This is a genomic window from Flavihumibacter petaseus NBRC 106054 (assembly GCF_000974785.1).
Lineage (GTDB): Bacteria > Bacteroidota > Bacteroidia > Chitinophagales > Chitinophagaceae > Flavihumibacter > Flavihumibacter petaseus.
Window position 1 is genome coordinate 50,761 of the sequence record NZ_BBWV01000005.1, and the last position, 18,127, is coordinate 68,887.

An 18,127-nucleotide genomic window follows, 5' to 3' on the forward strand; every position below is an offset into this window, starting at 1 on the left:
CCAATGGGACTTTTTGACAAAATATTTGGAACTGGTAGCAAAATAAAAGTTCAGTTTATCGACAGCGATAACGGGCAGACGATTGGCATTTCAGAGATGACAGCAAGCCAATTGCCCGAAACCTTTTCCCTGCAGACTACAATGCATTATCATAACGATGCTTGGGTTATTGAAGAAGCGATACCTGAAAACTCAATTGACTTCATCAAAACAAAAAGCCTCATTTTGAAAATGAGGAAAACTGAAAAAATAGATTTAAGTGAAGTTTGGTTTACTACTCCGACAATTTCAAACGAGTTTCCCCGGTTAGAACCAAAGACCAGGGATACAGCATATGACCTTGGTATTCACGAAGACGACTACAGGCAGCGTGAATTTTTAAGCCCCGGCTCAACACCAAAAATTGAGGAAGAATTTGTTGGCATAAGAGAGGTTTGGTCAGAGTATAGTAAGAAGAGTGGCGATATTACTGTATTCAAAAATTGTCACGTAAGAAAGACGATCGGACCACCCAACCTGGTTATTGATTTCAAGCAACTAAAATCTCTATTAGAATGCAAATCTGTCGGACAGGTAATAATCAACGAAAGAACACTCTCAAACGGATTTGTGATAAGGACCGACAATACCACTTACTTCGGAACGCTTGACGGTGAAACAGTTATTGAACTTTGCATGGCTAATTGGAATGAAGAGTCAACCAACGAAATCCTGGAAATAAACCAGGCCTTCAATTTAGTGTTTGTAAACTGGACCCACTGCGACCTGGTTATATAAACCATAATTGATTATGCTGATACTAACTTCAGACATTGTTAACGACGAGTCTGAAATGCTATATTCTGGTTCAATCAAAATGTTTACTATTCCGGATTAGAGGCCGGCGGAGAGCGAATGCCATCATAGCAGATAGCCATGGCCATTAAGAGTAACCTGTAAATGCTCAACACATGAAACTATTTCTGACGATTATCTTCCACATTCTTTTCTATGGGCAAGTCATCGCTCAATGTAATTGGTATGGAGTTGAAGTTTATCCGGAAGAAAGAAACATTAGCTGTAATCCGATAATTATTATTGAAGGATTTGCAAGTGGGATTGACGTAATATTTGCCCTCGAAAACTCCGATTCCCTGTATCTGAAAAATGATACGAGCCAGATAAAGCTAAAAGTTAAAGAGGTATGCATCGGGCAGTTCATGGTAGCTCAAATTGTCCTGATTCCGGAAAGGACGCTTACCCTGGGATTGGAATACACCTTGATTGGAGGCAAATTGCCGTACCGGGAACGTTTACATCGTTGGAACAGTCTTGAAAAAAAATCTGAGCCCATCAAATATATAGCGCAGAACTCCCCTTCAACAAGCCTACCAGAAATAGCATCCAGACCGGTCAAAATTGAAAACTACATCTCAAGAACCTCTTGTGGTGTAAGTGAATTTGTAACTTTCGACTATCAATTCAATGACAACTCAAAATGTCTTTTCAAGGCAAATGTCAAAAATCTTCAAACAGGCAGAACTGCCAGCTATTATATCTGGCCCGATAAAACCAAACTCTTTATCGGGCACGGGGCATGCGGGGGACCATTTGACTTTGAAAAAAACGGCCTGTACGAACTTCAGCTTGTACCAATAGACGCGTATGGCAACCTACTTACTCCGACAGATCCTGTTAAATTTCGGAGCCCCAAGTAACTACGAGTATGAGACTTTTATCAATTTCCGTGGCATTTCTTGCGGTAGAGTATTTCCTGCGAACTTTTATTGACACGTATAAATATCATACAGCAGGATTGCTTCTTGAATTTCTGCCGCTGTTTATCCTTACAGTCATAAGCTGCATCCTTTATTCACAGGCAATTTCAGGAAGACGATTTTTGGGTATCTACTTTAAATTAATTGCTGCTTCAGTCGGGGGACTGTTAATTGCCCCTGAATATCGGAATGTACCAGGCGACACGTCAGAGGGATTAGTCTGGACAGTGTTTTTTCTTATCATCGGTGTAGTATCAATTTCAATTTCTTACCTGGCTGTTATTCCGACAATAAAATCAATTTCAAAAAATACCAGGTCGGACAATGGAACAAATTGAATTAACAACAGCGACAGACGACCTGGCCGATCAGCTTGACTTCCTAATCAGGCTCGAGTTCAAAAATGTATACATCTCTAAAAGAAATGGACTATTCTTCCTCCTGGGGCTTACACTTTTTGCCGGTTTTGTCTATTGGCTGCCCGACACCCCAATAAATATACCATTGAAGGGGGTGCTGCTTACCATTATCTTCTTATCCTGGATTGCAGCTTTGACATATGTAATATGGCTTTTTTACAAATACAGCCAAAGAAGATCCTGGAGAAAAAAGAGCATTGAAACTGCATTCTCTAAAAAGGAGACTTTCAGATTCTCCTTCGACGAAGATCGTTTACACTATTCTACCGAGAAATATGACACTTCACTAAAATGGGAGGTATTCAAGTATTACACTGAGCACAAAAACTCACTTTTTTTATGTGACGAAGCGAATCCTTATCAAACGCTTTACTATTCAAAGACCGAGTTAGGCCACGAAAATTACGATCGCCTCAGAGAATTCGCTGCAAAGAAGCTAATTCCTCTAAGTACAATCTACAGCAAAGCCTAATAACAACGGTAGAAAGGGAAACTCAAAAAGGCATATACATCCTGACCCTCTGACGACATTGACAATAGTAGACCCCGGATTCTAATATGAAGTTCCCAAAAGCAACAATATTAATCTACCTGACTTTATTGGCAAGCATGTCATATGGCCAAACACAAATTGATATTGATAGTTTATTGAAACCGTTACATGATATAAAAAGTTCAAAAGACATTTCGGCTCATCACAACGCTCAGGCGATACTCAACTTTGGTGATAGGGCATTGCCTTTGTTGGCCAATCGGTTTGCAGACACCGCACTGACTGAGATTCACTCAGATTGCCGTGAATTTGTTTTGACCAAAGGGGAAGTAGCAATTATAATGGCAGACAAAATTGAAATGATGCCTTACGCCCTGTTAACCCATGTTCAGAACTGCACTTTAGAATTCTGCAAAGACAATCCCAATCTAATTGAATATTATTTATACCCAATAAGAAGAAATGGAATGGAGATATTTCAGTATCGTTATAATGAATGGCTTAAAAGCAACGATAGAAAAAAGTATGGACCATATTTGTCAAACAAAAAACGCTATTATTAGCCTACAATGAGTTGTATTTTAACCATTAGCGGCAGAAACTTCGACATTGATCAATTCATTGATAAAAGCAACCTAAAACCATTCAGGAAAAGCTATAAGGGCCAGCCCAGGTTTAAAACCAAACCAGACGGTGCGAAACTAACGCAATCATCAATTTCCATTGAAACCAGTAAGGCGGACTTTGATAACCTTACAAAGCAAATTTCCGATACTGTTCGTTACCTGAAACGGAACAAAGACAATCTTGTCCATATTGCCACCTTCAAAGGAATTGATCATGCCGTCCTGGACTTTGGAGTTGACCTGAGAATAGACAAAGTGAAAGTTCTTACCCAATCCGACACATTTCCGAATGCATTGTTGAAACTTGCCGGCGACTTAGGCCTGGATATTGAACTTTCCATTTATCCGGTTGACCTGCAATCCAATCTGGAGAGACGCCGTACAAATGCATGACCTGCTATTAGCTGATTAATGCCTTAAATTGGACATTATGAAATGTGTCTGTATTCTTGCCGTCAGCTTTGTTGCACTGCTAACCCAGAGCTGCAACAATCTTGCAACCCAAACTGGCTCCGCCGATCACGCCGACACCATCTTCTATGGCGGCGATATCATTACCATGGAAGGTGATAGCGCACAGTATGCCGAAGCGGTTGCGATAAGAGGCGGCAAAATTTCTTTTGTTGGCAGCAGGGCAGGGGCCGAGCAATTGAAAGGTGACAGCACCGTCATGACTGACTTAAAAGGCAAAACACTGCTGCCTGGATTCATCGACGGCCATGCCCATTTTTTCCAGTTTGGCGTGCAGGCCATCGTGGCCAACCTGCTGGCCAGTCCCGATGGCACCTGTAACGATATCCCGGCACTTATCCGGATCCTGAAAGACTGGTACGCCGCCAACGGCACCGATAAAACCCAGGGATGGATCGCCGGCTCAGGCTTTGACGACGCTGTCCTGAAAGAAAACCGCTTCCCAACCCGGCGGGATCTCAACCAGGTCTCCAAAGACCTTCCCATCATGATCGGGCATATTTCCGGGCATTTCTGTGTGGTCAATACCAAGGGGCTGGAAATGCTGGGCATATCCGCTGCAACCCCAAATCCCAAAGGCGGCGCCATCAGGAGAGAAAAGGACGGAAAGACACCCAACGGTGTACTGGAAGAACTGGCAGCCATTCCCGTTATGCTGAAAACCCTCAACCCAACTGACCCGAAACTCGCGGATTACTACCTGGACAAAGCTCAGGAACTGGCAGCCTCCTACGGTTACACCACAGCGCAGGAAGGCCGGGCAATGGGCAATCACCAACAGATGGCCAGCTACGCCGAACGCGGAAAATTCTATCTCGATGTCAACGCTTACATCGATTACTCCATGCCGCAGTTTATTCACAGCAAATGGTACGGAACTACCTACCAGCACCACTACCGGGTTGCGGGCATCAAACTTACCCTGGACGGCTCGCCCCAGGGCAGAACAGCCTGGCAGTCCATTCCTTACCTGCTGCCGCCTGACGGACAAAAACCAGGTTACAAAGGATACCCGGCCATACCGGATGATCGCGATGTACAAAAAATTGTAGATACTGCATTTGCCAACAACTGGCAGCTGCTGGTCCATTGTAACGGCGATGCCGCAGCAGTTCAGCTGTTCAGGGCCATCGCACCAGTCGCAGCGAAATATGGCAACAATGACCGTAGAACCGTCCTCATCCACGGACAACTGATCCGCATGGATCAGCTGGACAGCCTGAAGAAATATGATATCGTGGCGTCGCTTTTCCCCATGCATACCTTTTACTGGGGAGACTGGTACAAGAAAATCATCGGTCCGGAAAAAGCCAACCAGATCAGTCCCATCCGATCAGCACTGAACAAAGGACTTCATGTAACCAGCCATACCGATGCACCCGTAGCGCTTCCCAACCTCATGATGATCATGTGGACCACCGTTAACCGCCTGAGCCGCAGCGGCACAGTGATGGGAGCAGACGAAAGACTTACGCCTTTCCAAGCCTTAAAATGCATCACGTCCTGGAGTGCCTGGCAGCATTTCGAAGAAAATACCAAAGGCACCCTCGCCACAGGAAAATTAGCCGACCTGGTCATCCTCGACCATAATCCCCTTACGGTCGACCAGCTGACCCTGAAGGACATCAAAGTGCTGCAAACCATCAAGGAAGGCAAAACAATCTACAGGAGGACATTTTGAAAATTATTACACCAATACTAATGATTACCCTTTTGCTCAATCTGCTCGGCTGTTCCGGAAAAACAAAACAACGGGAGAAGTCCGCAGAAACAGACACTCTAAACAACCACATCATCCAGTCAGTTGAAGCTTTTGAAAACCGGCCGATCCACAGGGTCCTCACCGTACAAATCATCGACTCAACGTCAGACGATGAACTTTTGCAAACGGTGATTGACAACCTGACTGAAAAACTACCAATTGACTATTCAAAAGAGTACCAGGTGGTGTCGGGCTGGAGCAAACCGCAACAGGCAATATATATAACCTGGTGGCTGGAGGCAGAGATAAACAATGGAGGATTTAACCAGTATTATGCCAACCCTGCCGGGCAATTTGCAGCTTTAGCACCCCCAGCATTGAATTTGATCGGGGCTTCCGGATTATCCAGCCTCGTCGCGCGAGCCAACCAGCTTTACACAAATGAAAAAGAAAAAATTACGCGGCACCAGGATGGCACCCTGGAGGGATTTAGCAAATCCTATGACGATAATCCCCTGGAGAAATTCGATGACGAATTTTATGATCTGAATACTAAAGAAGCGCTGCAAAAAATCCAGGTGGCATTTATCCGGAATCACAAACAAGACTTCATTGACAAGTAACCAAATTAAACAACATGAAACTCTTGCTCTCTATTTAATCTGAGTCATACCCCGAATATCGATCCACTGGTAACCATATTTAATAGCGTTTAAAGGTTCCGCTGCAGTTGCCGAAAACTGGGTAAGCAGCGGCAATAAGTTTGTAATAACAACATCGCTTTTGATGGCGGGACCTATACACATGACCTGACTCCACCGGGTGGACCAGTACTCAACGTAAAGGGTAATAATAGTTTTGTCTGGACAAAGCAGGCGAGCGGCGAATGGAAACAAACCATCATTCACCTTGAATCAGCTCGGATCAGACCTGAAATACAGTAATCAACCTCTGTCAACAGTCATTTTCCGTACTTTCATTATCCAATTATGTCGAAAGAAGATATCAAGCAAGAAATCTACAGGGAACTGGACAGTTTCTCTGAAAATACCCTTCAGGATGTGTTGACATACCTCCGTAACCTGCGTCCGCAGGAGCATATTTCCCTGTTTTCAGGCGATCACTTAAACAAGCTACTTTCCGAAGACAGGGAACTGCTGCAAAGACTTGCCCAATGATTGACGTTTCAGAAGTATTTCAGCTTCATAAGATCATGATCGATCAATTTGGTGGCGCTCACGGTGTTCGTGAGTCGGCAGCGCTGGAATCAGCAATTACACGCCCCTTTCAGCGTTTTGAAGGCAACGACCTTTACCCGACGCTTCATGAGAAAGCTGCTGCACTGGTTGAAAGTATCCTGATCAACCACCCCTTTGTTGACGGCAACAAGCGAACAGGATATGCCTTGCTGCGGATCTTCCTGGCAGTGAATGAAATTGAGATCACAGCTTCCGGTGATAGCAGGTATGTGTTAATTATCGACGTTGCTTCCGGCGCACTGAAGTTCGAAGGTATCGTTGAATGGCTGGGAACCCATACCCGCGGGATACGAACAAACTCGTGACAAACAAGGTAGAACAATATTACAACGATGCTAAGGGCAACAAATGGTATCGCTATTTCGCCATCTTTTGCCGGGTGGCTTTGGCTGTCGCCTGGGGAATATCCGGGTTTGTAAAAATCTCCGGCGAACGCTTCGCTGCCGGCCTGTCCCACAACCATCCGCTGGGCCAATATTTTGACGCACTCCTCAACACAGGCTATTACTACACCTTTATCGGGATCGGGCAGGTAATTGTCGCCATCCTTTTACTGATCCCCGCAACGGCATTGCTTGGCGCTCTCGCCAGTTTTCCCATTGCGATGAATATTTGTGTGCTCGCTCACTCCGTCCGGTTTGAAGGCACTCGCGTAACAACATTCCTTTTGTTGGCTAACCTGTTCTTACTGTGCTGGCACTATGACCGTCTGAAATTCATCCTGCCGTTCAAACAGCTAATACCGGGCGCCGAACCGACCAACCCGAAACACCTGAATGGTAAATTCCCGTATTTATTCTTCAGTGGTGTCATATTAACGCTTGCTGCTATTGTCTTTTTAAACAATATCATCTATGATATCCGTCCCGGGAATGCCCCGGCGGAGTGCTGGAACAGCTGCCCTGGCAACAGCGATCCGAAAGCCTGTGAAGCATTTTGCGATTGCATACACAACAAAGGCAAACCACTTCGCGAATGCCTGGAGCAATATGAGAAAGCAAAAGGAAAAAACAAGAGCCAACCGGTATCCGAATCAAAAAACGTTCATCGTTTAACAATTTACGGCAACCTGCCGACAGCACTGAACTGATAATTGTCGACAGCGGGCAAGCAATTGACGTCGAAAAATTCCAAAAAACCCATATTTCCTGGGACACCATTGATGGACGGCGGGCTAAAATCGTACAGCCTAAACAATCTGGTATTGGAATAACAGGAGTTTATTTCGATAGCCTTTGGGTTTCAGAGTCTGATATCACCCGCTTTAACCTGTACGGACAAAATTTAAAATCGGACAAGGAAAAAACGCTGTTGCAATCTTTACAAACGCTAAAATTCCATCGAAAATAACACCATGGAAACTTGCTTTTGTAGTTAACTTTGCTAAGATTTCTCACACCCGCACCACGCATCCACACCCGGATCAGAATATCCCATCCTGCCCAGACTAAAACTGTTTCGTATGAAAAAGAATTTTTTCTCACTCAGTTTTGTATGGATGCTGTATTACTTGTGTTCTTGTGGCAACAGCCATACGGGCAAAACGACCAAAACTGACAACCAGCCGGTTCCTGAGGTAAAAAGCGTTTTCATCAATGGCGACAGCATCCATTACATAGACATCGGCAAAGGTGACCCGGTCGTATTTATCCACGGCGGTTTGGGCGATTATCGGACCTGGCATAGCCAGATGGCACCATTCGCCAATAGCCATCGCGTCATTGCCTACAGCCGCCGGTTTGCATACCCCAACCAGCAAACGGCAAATGACACTACTGAATATACTGTCGTTGCCAATTCGCAGGATCTGACCGCGCTCCTGAAAGCGCTGAACCTTCCGCCAGCCCACCTGGTCGGACATTCATACGGTGCTTTTACAGCCTTGCAAACCACCCTCGATCATCCCGAACTGGTGCGCAGCCTCACCCTCGGAGAAGCGCCGGTGATGCCCCTGTTGCAACAGGTTTCCGGCGGTGATACCATTGCCGGCAACTTCGCAAGGGACGCCTTTATGCCGGCAATTGAAGCTTTCAAAAGCAATGACCAGGAAAAAGCCGTAATCAGTTTCGTGAATGGCGTGATGGGTGACAATACCTATTTCGCCAAACTTTCCCCGGAGAGTAAGAAAATCATCATGGACAATATTCCCGAGTTCAAAGGCGTCATGTTCATTCAGCAGCCCTTTCCCCAGGTTACCTGCGACGACCTGAAAACAATAAAAGCACCGGTATTGCTGGTAACAGGAGAGAAGTCGCCGCACTTTTTTATTGCCATCACCGATGAACTGGAACGCTGCCTGGCTAATAGGGAACGCGTTTCCCTTCCCAACACCTCCCATGGACTGGAATATGAAAATCCGGCCGCCTTCAATAAGGCAGTGCTTACATTTATTGACAAACATTGACTTTACAATAATCCGGTCCCAAGTATATTCCATTAACCAACTTAAATTTTCGGATCATGCAAGCCCAATTAATCACCTATCAGCTGAAAGATATCTCCCAGGCGGAGTATCTGAAGCAAATGGTGGAACCCGATGCACCAATTATCGCGAAAGTACAGGGCCTGATTTCAAAAACCTGGCTGACGGATGTCGCAAAAAATACTTTCGGAGGTTTCTATTTGTGGGAAAACAAAGCAGCCATGGACAACTTCATGCACTCTGACCTGGTAAAAGCAGTGGTCAGCCGGCCCTATGTAACAAATGTATCATCGGTAGACTTTGAAGTAAATGAAAGGGCCTCACAAATTACCAGGGGAATACCACTAATGTCCAGCGCCGCCAACGCATAAATTCCAACCGTCCCATTTGCAGCCCCGCTCGCAGTTCCGGCATTCGAATAACGCCGGCGGGTGAAGAAATATGCCACCAATAGTCCAACTTGCAGGATGCATTTCTCCGAACCCAGGAACAGTTATTACAGAAAAGCCGCTAACATTTGACAGTTTGGATTTTAAGGCTATCGCGTTGAAGTTCCGTACTAATGACATCGACATTCCAAAACCACATTTGCTTGTGGGAATCACAAGGATTAATCTATAGTTGTATCAATCTCGTAGCTAAACTACAAGACACCTTGATATTAATTGATATCGCCTGCTTTATACTTACATACCCCTGTATGACATAGCCAAAAAATTCAGGTATAGGGTGTACTCATCAAGTTTTCCATCAACCTATTTAAAGAGAATAGACGGCGGTTTTGAGGTGCTGTTACATGATAAAAAGGTATTTGGCTGTGGTTCGAACCCGAATTACTATAAACGCTTTACCGTTACAGAAACCGGGAAAATCACCTTATTAGAAACAGTATTGATGTTCGAAGCCCCCGAAGAGGATGGAATGTGCGTAGACTAAGCCCAATCTGATTTACGCAACAGATTCCCAATGATCCGGCAAAAATGCTCTAACGGGAAATATCATTTGCCAAATTCTCACTACATTCCCACATGAACAAGCTGCTACTCCTCTTATTGCTCCCCATCTATTCCCTTGCCCAGACCGACAGTACGGACATCATCGTGCGCAACCTGATGGAAAAGCAAAAGATCGTCGGCCTCTCACTCGCCGTCATCAAAAACGGGAAAACCATCGCCAACAAAGGCTATGGACTCGCCAATGCCGAACTGAATGTGCCCGTCAACGCCGAAACAGTGATCCGGCTAGGCTCTGTCAGCAAACAGTTCTTCACTACCGCCATCCTGAAGCTGGAAGAGGAGGGGAAACTCAGCATCGAAGACCCGGTGCACAAATTCTTTCCCGATGCCCCCGAAACCTGGCGCCCCATCAGGGTCAAAAACCTGATGTCCCATACCTCCGGCCTCCAGCGCGAAGCACCCGCCTACGACAATTTCAAGATCCAGCCCGATTCCATTGTCATCAAATCCGCCTACAACCTGCCCCTCGTGTTCAAAACAGGGGAGAAGTACCAGTACTGCAACGTCGGCTATTTCATGCTGGCCGAAATCATCTCCCGCGTAAGCGGCAAACCCTGGCAGGATTATATCCACGAAAAACTGTTCGTGCCGGCAGGCATGAACAACAGCTACCTGACCGACTTCTACCAGGTCATTCCCAACCGCGCCAGCGGGTACATGCACCAGCACGACACACTCATTAACGCCACCAGCATGTATGCCATCCGGCCCAGCGGCGGCTTTTTATCCACCAGCTCCGACATGATCAAATGGGACAAAGCCCTGCGGGAAGAAAAGATCATCCTCAAAAAAGACAACTGGGAAAAGCTCTGGACGCCCTTTATCAAAACATCCGATAAATCCGACGCCAAAGAGTATTACGGCTTCGGCTGGACCATCGATGAATACAAGGGCCATAAACTCGTGATCCACGGCGGTGCCAACACCGGCTTCCGCTCTGTATATGCACGCTTCATCAACGACGGCCTCTCCATCGTCATCCTCACCAACACCGACGAAGCCAATCCCCGCGCTATCGCTACCGCCCTGGCCGACTATTACTTCAGAAATTAATTACGCTTACACTGCCTGGCAAACGCCATTGAAATGATGCGTCTGCGCAGTATTTACTTTTGCGCATTTTGAAGGGTTAATTACGTAATTGCGCAGCAACAGTAAAACCTGCAATAATATCTTAGCGGACCAACATTTTTAAAAAAGCTATTAACAAGTACTATGCCTTGTAACCAGATACTATCGCAGTTAAAAAAGTGTATAGCGATTTTCGCGACAACTGTTGCATCACTACCGCTCACTGGCAATGCACAAACGGCACCGACACCAGTAGGGCCGGTACCGAATGCCCGGCAGATTGAATGGTACCACCGGGAGATAATCGCTTTTTTTCACTTTGGCATGAATACATTTACCGGCGATAATGAAGGCGATGGCAAGGCAGACCCGGAGCAGTTTAATCCTGCGGCGCTGGATTGCAATCAATGGACCAGCGTATTAAAGCGTGCAGGCATTACCAGTGCCATCCTCGTGGCCAAACATGCAGATGGCTTCTGTAACTGGCCAACTGCACATACCAATTATTCGGTGAAGAATAGTCCCTGGAAAGACGGCAAAGGCGATGTGGTTAAAGAATTTACGGATGCCTGTAAAGCGGCAGGCATCAAGGCCGCCATCTATCTCGGTCCGCATGACCGGCATGATTCGAGGTATGGAACAGATGACTATGCCAATTATTATGCGGATCAATTATCGGAGTTGCTCAGGAACTACGGACCGATCTGGGAAATATGGTGGGATGGCGCCGGCGCTGACAAGCTGACCACAGCTTACTATACACGCTGGGCGGATAGCGTTCGCGCCCTGCAACCCAATTGTGTGATATTCGGCACAAAGAATTCGTATGCCTTTGCCGATTGCCGTTGGGTAGGCAATGAATCCGGAATATCCGGCGATCCGTGCTGGTCAACAATCAATCCTTCCTCCATACAGGAAGAAACGGGCCACATCACAGAATTAAATGAAGGTGAAATCAATGGTACGGCGTATATACCAGCCGAGGTGGATGTTTCCATTCGCCCCAGCTGGTTCTACCATCCGGAAGAAGATGCAAGGGTAAAAACGGTTGATGAACTTTGGGATATTTATTTAAAATCCGTCGGCCGCAATAGTGTGTTACTATTAAACTATCCGCCGAATAAGGAAGGATTGGTTTCTTCTATTGATGCGCAACGGACAGACAGCCTCCGCTATTTGATCCACGGCACATTTAAGACCAATCTCGCCAGTGGCGCCAGGATAAAAACCTTGCATCCGCGCGGGTCCAACTATAAACCCTCGAATATGTTGGACAACAATGAAAGTAGTTACTATGCGACATCCGACGCTTACACAACCGATACGATAGAAGTGGACCTGGGTTCAAAAAAGACATTTGATGTCCTCATGTTGCAGGAGGTAATCGAATTGGGTCATCGCACCACCGGCTGGTCAGTCGACTATTCAGCCAATGGCAAAAGCTGGACACCGATTCCGGAGGCAACCGGTAAGCAGTCTATCGGGTACAAGTGGATCGTAAAGTGTAAACCGGTAACGGCAACAAAACTGCGCTTACGCATCACATCAGGTAAAGCCGGCGCTGCCATTCATACTTTTGGAATCTATAAACAACAATCTATACGGCCGGATGGCATAGCTAAAGCAGCTATTTAAGCAAACCGGCGATACCAAACTGCTTCCCTGCGCCCCTGCGTGAAAAGAACAGTCGTGTATTACCTGCTGAAGCTTTAGCGTAAGCAGGCAGCGCATTCCCCTTCGCGCCTTTGCTCCTTGGCGTGCTTTGCGCGAAACCGCTGCTAAGCGCAGCGCAGCAGCAAACAAACCCCTTTACCCGAAACAGCTCAACCCCGCATTACGACACTTCGCGTGCAACACTGCCCGAAAAAGCACATCCGCTGTCCGCTTCCGTACACTTTCCTAGACAATTTCATCCCCAACAGACTGACCAACAACCTCTTACACGATTGGCACAACTGTAGCAGCAAAGTATTGCCCGCGCCATAACCGGCCGGGCACCAAGCCGCATGCTGCAAAACTATTTCAAGATCGCCTGGCGCAACCTCACCCGCAACAAGGGATTCGCGCTCACCAACCTCCTTGGTCTCACCATCGGGATCTCCTGCACCATCTTCATCCTCCTCTGGGTACAGGACGAACTGACCTACGACAAGTTCCACGCGAACTACAACAATACCTATAAGGTCATGGCCAACCGGAACTTCAATAACCAGATGTTCACGGATCCCAACATGGTCTTCCCCCTCGCAGACGCCCTCGAAAAGGAAATTCCCGAAATCAAACACGCTACCGTCGTCACCTACCCGCAACCACGCATCTTCGAACACGGCGACACCAAACTCAAAAAGGAAGGCTATACCGTCAACCAGAAATTCTTCAACGTCTTCACCTGGAAATTCCTCGAAGGCAACGCCGCCACCGCCCTCAATGACCCTTCGTCGATCATCCTCACTGAATCGATGGCCAAAGCCTTCTTCGGTAACACCAGCGCTGTCGGCAAAACCATCCGCGTCGACAATGACCGCGACGCCAAAATCACTGCCGTCGTAGCCGATCCGCCAGGCAATTCCACCCTGCGCTTCGACTACCTCAACACCTTCAACTACAGCGACGAAGACACCAAAAGAAACTACGCCGAATGGACCAACTCCTCCTGGGCCGTCTACATCACCACCAGCCCGGGCACCAACCTACCCGCACTCGATAAAAAGATCACCGCCCTCAAACTCAGCCACGATCCCAACGATAAAGCCATCAGCACCTACTTCACCTTCCCGATGAAGCAATGGCGCCTGTATAACGATTTCAAGGACGGCAAAAACACTGGCGGACTCATCGAATACGTACGACTGTTCTCCATCATCGCCGTGATCATCCTCCTGATCGCCTGCGTCAACTTCATGAACCTGTCCACCGCCCGCTCCGAACGCCGCGCCAAAGAAGTAGGCATCCGCAAAACCCTGGGCTCCGATAAAAAACAACTGATCTTCCAGTTCTTCATCGAATCCGTCATCCTCGCCTTCTCCGCCTTCATCCTCTCGCTGCTCGCCGTCTACCTCCTGATGCCGGCCTTCAATACCCTGGTCGACAAACACCTCCATCTCGATATCACACAGGCCCGCTTCTGGATCGCCTCCGCAGCCATCATCAGCTTCACCGGCATCATCGCCGGCAGCTACCCGGCCCTGTACCTCTCGTCCTTCAACCCGATCGCCGTGTTGAAAGGAAGTTTTTTAGCAGGGAAAAATGCCAGCCTCCCGCGGCACGTACTCGTCGTGGGACAATTCATCATCTCGATTCTCCTGATCTCCGCCACAATCATCGTGTATCGCCAGATCGAACATATCCGCAACCGCGATATCGGCTACAATCCCAATAACCTGATCATGATCCCCACCTCAGGCGACATCCAGAAGAACTATGAAGTCATCAAACAGGAACTCCTGAAAACCGGCAACGTCGCTTCCGTCACCCGCACCTTTTCACCCATCACCAATATCTGGTGGAAATCACCGGCCCCGGATTGGGAAGGCAAACCCGACAACCTGCAGATCCTCTTCGCAGGCATGTCCGCCGATGTGGACTTCACCAAAACCATGGGCATCAAAATGCTTGAAGGAAAAGACTTCTCCGGCATGCCCTCCGACAGCGGCGCCATGCTCCTGAACAAAGCCGCCATCGACGCGATGGGCATCAAAGACCCGATCGGCAAACAAATGCGTTACGGTCCCCGTACCTACACCGTGATCGGCATTACCGACAACGTCGTGATGGAATCGCCCTTCAACCCGGTCGATCCCATGATGGTATACTACAACCCGAACAACATCAATATCATGAGCATCCGGCTCAAACCCGGAAGCTCCGTTCAGCAATCCATTAAAATGATGGAAGGGATTTTCACCCGCCACAACCCGACCATACCTTTCGAATACCAGTTCGTGGACCAGGAATTCGGGAAGAAATTCGTGGCAGAAGAACTGATCAGCAAACTCACCAACATCTTCGCCGGGCTCGCGATCTTCATTTGCTGCCTGGGTCTCGCCGGACTCGCTTCCTTCACCATCGAGAAACGTTTCCGCGAGATCGGCATCCGTAAGGTGCTCGGCGCCTCCGTCGGCCAGGTGCTGCTCCTGATCTCCCGCGATTTCCTGAAACTGGTACTGATCGCTTTTCTGATCGCGGTTCCCTTCGCGTGGTGGGGCATGCACAACTGGCTCGAGAAATACACCTTCCACATCAACATCAGCCTCTGGCTGTTCCTCGCGGTGGGCGGCATCGTGCTGCTGCTCACGCTGGTGGTGGTAAGCCTCAATACGCTGCGCGCCGCGACGAGCAACCCGGTGAGCAGCCTGCGCTCCGAATAAGAAAAGCGCGCAAAGGATTTCTCACGGAAGTTGTTTTGAGCAAGAAGTTATATCGCGCAAAAGAGTTTTTCATGCAGATGTATATGCGCTGGCGTCATTTGGCGCTGGCGCTTTTTTTACATCCTGCTTTTTCTCGCTGTGGCGTTTTGTTTGCTGCTGCGCTTCGCTTGGCAGCAGTTTCGCGCAAAGCACGCCAAGGAGCAAAGCCGCAAAGAAGAGGAAAGCATTTCGCGCTTTTTTCTCGCCATGCGCGCAGTGATGCAGTGATGCAGTGGCGCTGTGGCGCAGGGAGGAGAATACGTTTATAGTCGTTCTGCCATTAAGGAAAAAGTTACCGCTATTACACGGAAGCACGTGTTTATTTTCCTGGAACGCAGTCTGGTCGCGGATTTTCCAGATTTTTATAAATTGTCCGATTTCTAAAAAGCACATCCCACTCTTAACAATTACTGGCGTCCAGGCATCGGGGCACCGCAAGAGCCACCCGCAAACGTCAAATGTTAAAGCAACTCCTTCGGAATGAATTTAGACAGCATAGCCTTCTGGCGGGGCTCCACTACCACGAAAGTCCATTGCCCATCAGGCTGTTTGTCGGCAATAGCCCGCTTGTTGGTGCGGATATCTTAGAACCCGGTCGACGCATCATATTGAAAAGTGGATTTCTTACATCTTTTCCGGCACCCGGATTCCCAGCAAGGCCATGCCCGCCTTCAGCACACCAGCCGTCATCACGGCAATCCGCAGCCGCAATTGCTTCTTCTCTTCCGACTCCGCACGATGAATATTGTGCTGGGTCAAAAAGGAATTGAATGTCTTCGCGAGATTATAACAGTAATTAGCGAGCAGGGAAGGATTATATTCCAACGCAGCCTGATCAATAATGGAGGGATATTCTTCCAGGTTCACCAGAAGTGTTTTCTCCAATGGCAGCAGTGCAGTCGGAAATTTATGATGATTGGCTTTTAAGTAGCCATACAATCCTTCACCTGAGACATATTGTTGAAAGACTTCGTCTTTTCTCAGAATAGATTTTGTCCGCGCATGCGTGTACTGAATGAACGGACCCGTGTAGCCGTGAATATCGATGGATTCCTCGGGATTGAAGATCATCTTCTTTTTGGGATCCACCCGCAGCAGGTAAAATTTCAACGCGCCGAGACCGATAATGTCATAGAGATCTTTCAGCTCAGCTTCCGTGAAGCCTTCCACCTTGCCGAGCTCCTTCGTGTGGGATTCAGCGATCGTCACCATCTCCTGCACGAGATCATCTGCGTCAACAACGGTTCCTTCGCGGCTCTTCATTTTGCCGGTAGGCAGTTCTACCATGCCGTAGGATAAATGATGGATGCCTTCTGCATTGGGCAATCCGAGTTTCTGGGCGATCAATTGCAGCACCTTGAAGTGATAGTTCTGTTCATCACCCACCACGTAGATGCTCTGATCGATATGGAAATGGTTGTATTTCTCCTGCGCGAGACCGATATCCTGGGTCATGTAGACGGAGGTGCCGTCTTTCCGCTGCACCAGTTTTTCGTCGAGGCCGTCGCCGGTGAGGTCGATCCAGACAGATCCGTCTTCTTTCTGGTAGAAGACGCCTTTCGCGAGGCCTTCCTGCACCGTCTTTTTACCCAACAAATACGTATTGCTCTCGTAATAAACGATGTCGAAATTGCTGCCGATCCGGGCATAGGTTTCATCGAAGCCCTCGTATACCCAGCCGTTCATGGCTTTCCAGAGCTCGATCACGTCAGGTTTGCCCGCTTCCCAGTCCACCAGCATCTGCTGGGCTTCCTGCAAAATCGGTGCTTCTTTCTCGGCGACTTCTTTAGTCTTGCCTGCAGCAACCTGCGCTTCGACCTCGGCCTTCAGGGCATCATTGAACTTCACGTAATAGAGTCCCACGAAATGGTCGCCCTTCATGCCCGTGGAGGCAGGCGTGGCGCCATTGCCGAAGCGTTGCCAGGCGATCATGCTCTTGCAGATATGGATGCCGCGGTCGTTCACGATGCAGCTTTTCACCACTTCGTTGCCGTTCGCCTGCAGGATGGAAGCGATGCTCCAGCCCAGGAAATTGTTCCGGAGGTGACCCAGGTGCAGCGGCTTGTTGGTGTTGGGAGAGGAGTACTCCACCATCACTTTGTGGCCGTTGGAAGGAGCTACCCCGAAAGCGGGATTGCCCGCCTGTTCGTTGAGGAAATGCGTCCAGTATTTGTCCGCCACCACGAGGTTCAGGAACCCCTTGATGATATTATACCGGTCAATGAGACCGCCGCTGTTGTCCACCAGGTAGTCGCCGAGCGCTTGGCCGATGGCATCGGGACTACTTTTCAGGGCCTTTACAAAAGGAAAGAGTACGAGGGTATAGTCGCCCTCGAATTCGGGCTTCGTCCGGCTGATCTGGAGGGGAAGTCCCGCGGGGGCATCAGGGTAGCTGGCCGCGATGGCGGTGGCTGCAAGTGACTGTATTTGAACGGCTATCGACATTATTAACAATAAGGGGGCAAAAGTAATAAGAATGGATAAT

At 48.1% G+C, this 18,127-nt stretch carries 17 protein-coding genes; 15 read left to right on the forward strand and 2 right to left on the reverse strand.

Annotated features, from left to right (window positions below; translation table 11 throughout):
• The first annotated feature begins 3 nt into the window (after positions 1-3).
• From FPE01S_RS22460 to FPE01S_RS22540, 15 genes are all read left to right on the forward strand, one after another.
• Positions 4-777 (forward strand): hypothetical protein, encoded by a 774-nt coding sequence (locus FPE01S_RS22460; RefSeq protein WP_046371372.1) that lies wholly within the window; start codon positions 4-6, stop codon positions 775-777.
• Positions 778-950: 173 nt separating this feature from the next.
• Positions 951-1,697: a hypothetical protein gene (locus FPE01S_RS22465; protein WP_046371373.1), complete on the forward strand. Its 747-nt coding sequence runs from the start codon at positions 951-953 to the stop codon at positions 1,695-1,697.
• A 384-nt stretch (positions 1,698-2,081) separates the two neighbouring features.
• Positions 2,082-2,648, forward strand: a complete 567-nt coding sequence (locus FPE01S_RS22475) for a hypothetical protein (RefSeq protein WP_046371375.1) — start codon at positions 2,082-2,084, stop codon at positions 2,646-2,648.
• A gap of 86 nt (positions 2,649-2,734) precedes the next feature.
• Positions 2,735-3,232 (forward strand): hypothetical protein, encoded by a 498-nt coding sequence (locus FPE01S_RS22480; protein WP_046371376.1) that lies wholly within the window; start codon positions 2,735-2,737, stop codon positions 3,230-3,232.
• Between the two features lie 6 nt (positions 3,233-3,238).
• On the forward strand, positions 3,239-3,688 hold the full coding sequence (locus tag FPE01S_RS22485; protein WP_046371377.1) for a DUF4279 domain-containing protein: 450 nt from the start codon (positions 3,239-3,241) through the stop codon (positions 3,686-3,688).
• Positions 3,689-3,725: 37 nt separating this feature from the next.
• On the forward strand, positions 3,726-5,447 hold the full coding sequence (locus FPE01S_RS22490; RefSeq protein ID WP_046371378.1) for an amidohydrolase: 1,722 nt from the start codon (positions 3,726-3,728) through the stop codon (positions 5,445-5,447).
• 20 nt (positions 5,448-5,467) lie between these two features.
• Positions 5,468-6,091: a DMP19 family protein gene (locus tag FPE01S_RS22495; RefSeq protein ID WP_083990447.1), complete on the forward strand. Its 624-nt coding sequence runs from the start codon at positions 5,468-5,470 to the stop codon at positions 6,089-6,091.
• Positions 6,092-6,457: 366 nt separating this feature from the next.
• Positions 6,458-6,646, forward strand: a complete 189-nt coding sequence (locus FPE01S_RS22505; RefSeq protein WP_046371381.1) for a hypothetical protein — start codon at positions 6,458-6,460, stop codon at positions 6,644-6,646.
• Positions 6,643-7,032, forward strand: a complete 390-nt coding sequence (locus FPE01S_RS22510) for a type II toxin-antitoxin system death-on-curing family toxin (RefSeq protein ID WP_046371382.1) — start codon at positions 6,643-6,645, stop codon at positions 7,030-7,032. Before FPE01S_RS22505 ends, FPE01S_RS22510 begins: the two co-directional genes overlap by 4 nt.
• On the forward strand, positions 7,029-7,817 hold the full coding sequence (locus FPE01S_RS22515; RefSeq protein ID WP_174446989.1) for a DoxX family protein: 789 nt from the start codon (positions 7,029-7,031) through the stop codon (positions 7,815-7,817). The genes FPE01S_RS22510 and FPE01S_RS22515 overlap by 4 nt, the downstream gene beginning before the upstream one ends.
• A 372-nt stretch (positions 7,818-8,189) precedes the next feature.
• Entirely contained in the window at positions 8,190-9,131 is a 942-nt protein-coding gene (locus tag FPE01S_RS22520) for an alpha/beta fold hydrolase (RefSeq protein WP_046371383.1), read from the forward strand.
• 56 nt (positions 9,132-9,187) lie between these two features.
• Entirely contained in the window at positions 9,188-9,520 is a 333-nt protein-coding gene (locus FPE01S_RS22525) for a YdhR family protein (protein ID WP_046371384.1), read from the forward strand.
• A 657-nt stretch (positions 9,521-10,177) separates the two neighbouring features.
• Positions 10,178-11,218, forward strand: coding sequence for a serine hydrolase domain-containing protein (locus FPE01S_RS22530; protein WP_046371385.1), 1,041 nt, complete (start codon positions 10,178-10,180; stop codon positions 11,216-11,218).
• A 162-nt stretch (positions 11,219-11,380) separates the two neighbouring features.
• Positions 11,381-12,871 (forward strand): alpha-L-fucosidase, encoded by a 1,491-nt coding sequence (locus FPE01S_RS22535; protein WP_083990449.1) that lies wholly within the window; start codon positions 11,381-11,383, stop codon positions 12,869-12,871.
• Between the two features lie 371 nt (positions 12,872-13,242).
• A complete protein-coding gene (locus FPE01S_RS22540) occupies positions 13,243-15,603 on the forward strand; it encodes an ABC transporter permease (RefSeq protein ID WP_046371386.1) in 2,361 nt (786 codons plus the stop codon).
• A 69-nt stretch (positions 15,604-15,672) separates the two neighbouring features.
• Here FPE01S_RS22540 and FPE01S_RS22545 read toward each other — a convergent pair whose 3' ends face one another.
• The gene (locus FPE01S_RS22545; protein ID WP_157474134.1) at positions 15,673-15,957 is read right to left on the reverse strand and encodes a hypothetical protein; all 285 of its coding nucleotides are present in this window, start codon (positions 15,955-15,957) and stop codon (positions 15,673-15,675) included.
• Positions 15,958-16,266: 309 nt separating this feature from the next.
• Positions 16,267-18,087 carry an arginine--tRNA ligase gene (argS, locus tag FPE01S_RS22550; RefSeq protein ID WP_052956111.1) on the reverse strand — a complete coding sequence of 607 codons (1,821 nt, stop codon included), beginning with the start codon at positions 18,085-18,087 and terminating at the stop codon, positions 16,267-16,269.
• Between the last annotated feature and the right edge of the window lie 40 nt (positions 18,088-18,127).

What these genes read in the sequence shown, in the direction of transcription:
- FPE01S_RS22460 (WP_046371372.1), top strand. Translation starts at nt 4, where the DNA reads ATGGGACTTTTTGACAAAATATTTGGAACTGGTAGCAAAATAAAAGTT.
- FPE01S_RS22465 (WP_046371373.1), top strand. Translation starts at nt 951, where the DNA reads ATGAAACTATTTCTGACGATTATCTTCCACATTCTTTTCTATGGGCAA.
- FPE01S_RS22475 (WP_046371375.1), top strand. Translation starts at nt 2,082, where the DNA reads ATGGAACAAATTGAATTAACAACAGCGACAGACGACCTGGCCGATCAG.
- FPE01S_RS22480 (WP_046371376.1), top strand. Translation starts at nt 2,735, where the DNA reads ATGAAGTTCCCAAAAGCAACAATATTAATCTACCTGACTTTATTGGCA.
- FPE01S_RS22485 (WP_046371377.1), top strand. Translation starts at nt 3,239, where the DNA reads ATGAGTTGTATTTTAACCATTAGCGGCAGAAACTTCGACATTGATCAA.
- FPE01S_RS22490 (WP_046371378.1), top strand. Translation starts at nt 3,726, where the DNA reads ATGAAATGTGTCTGTATTCTTGCCGTCAGCTTTGTTGCACTGCTAACC.
- FPE01S_RS22495 (WP_083990447.1), top strand. Translation starts at nt 5,468, where the DNA reads ATGATTACCCTTTTGCTCAATCTGCTCGGCTGTTCCGGAAAAACAAAA.
- FPE01S_RS22505 (WP_046371381.1), top strand. Translation starts at nt 6,458, where the DNA reads ATGTCGAAAGAAGATATCAAGCAAGAAATCTACAGGGAACTGGACAGT.
- FPE01S_RS22510 (WP_046371382.1), top strand. Translation starts at nt 6,643, where the DNA reads ATGATTGACGTTTCAGAAGTATTTCAGCTTCATAAGATCATGATCGAT.
- FPE01S_RS22520 (WP_046371383.1), top strand. Translation starts at nt 8,190, where the DNA reads ATGAAAAAGAATTTTTTCTCACTCAGTTTTGTATGGATGCTGTATTAC.
- FPE01S_RS22525 (WP_046371384.1), top strand. Translation starts at nt 9,188, where the DNA reads ATGCAAGCCCAATTAATCACCTATCAGCTGAAAGATATCTCCCAGGCG.
- FPE01S_RS22530 (WP_046371385.1), top strand. Translation starts at nt 10,178, where the DNA reads ATGAACAAGCTGCTACTCCTCTTATTGCTCCCCATCTATTCCCTTGCC.
- FPE01S_RS22535 (WP_083990449.1), top strand. Translation starts at nt 11,381, where the DNA reads ATGCCTTGTAACCAGATACTATCGCAGTTAAAAAAGTGTATAGCGATT.
- FPE01S_RS22540 (WP_046371386.1), top strand. Translation starts at nt 13,243, where the DNA reads ATGCTGCAAAACTATTTCAAGATCGCCTGGCGCAACCTCACCCGCAAC.
- argS (WP_052956111.1), bottom strand. Translation starts at nt 18,087, where the DNA reads ATGTCGATAGCCGTTCAAATACAGTCACTTGCAGCCACCGCCATCGCG.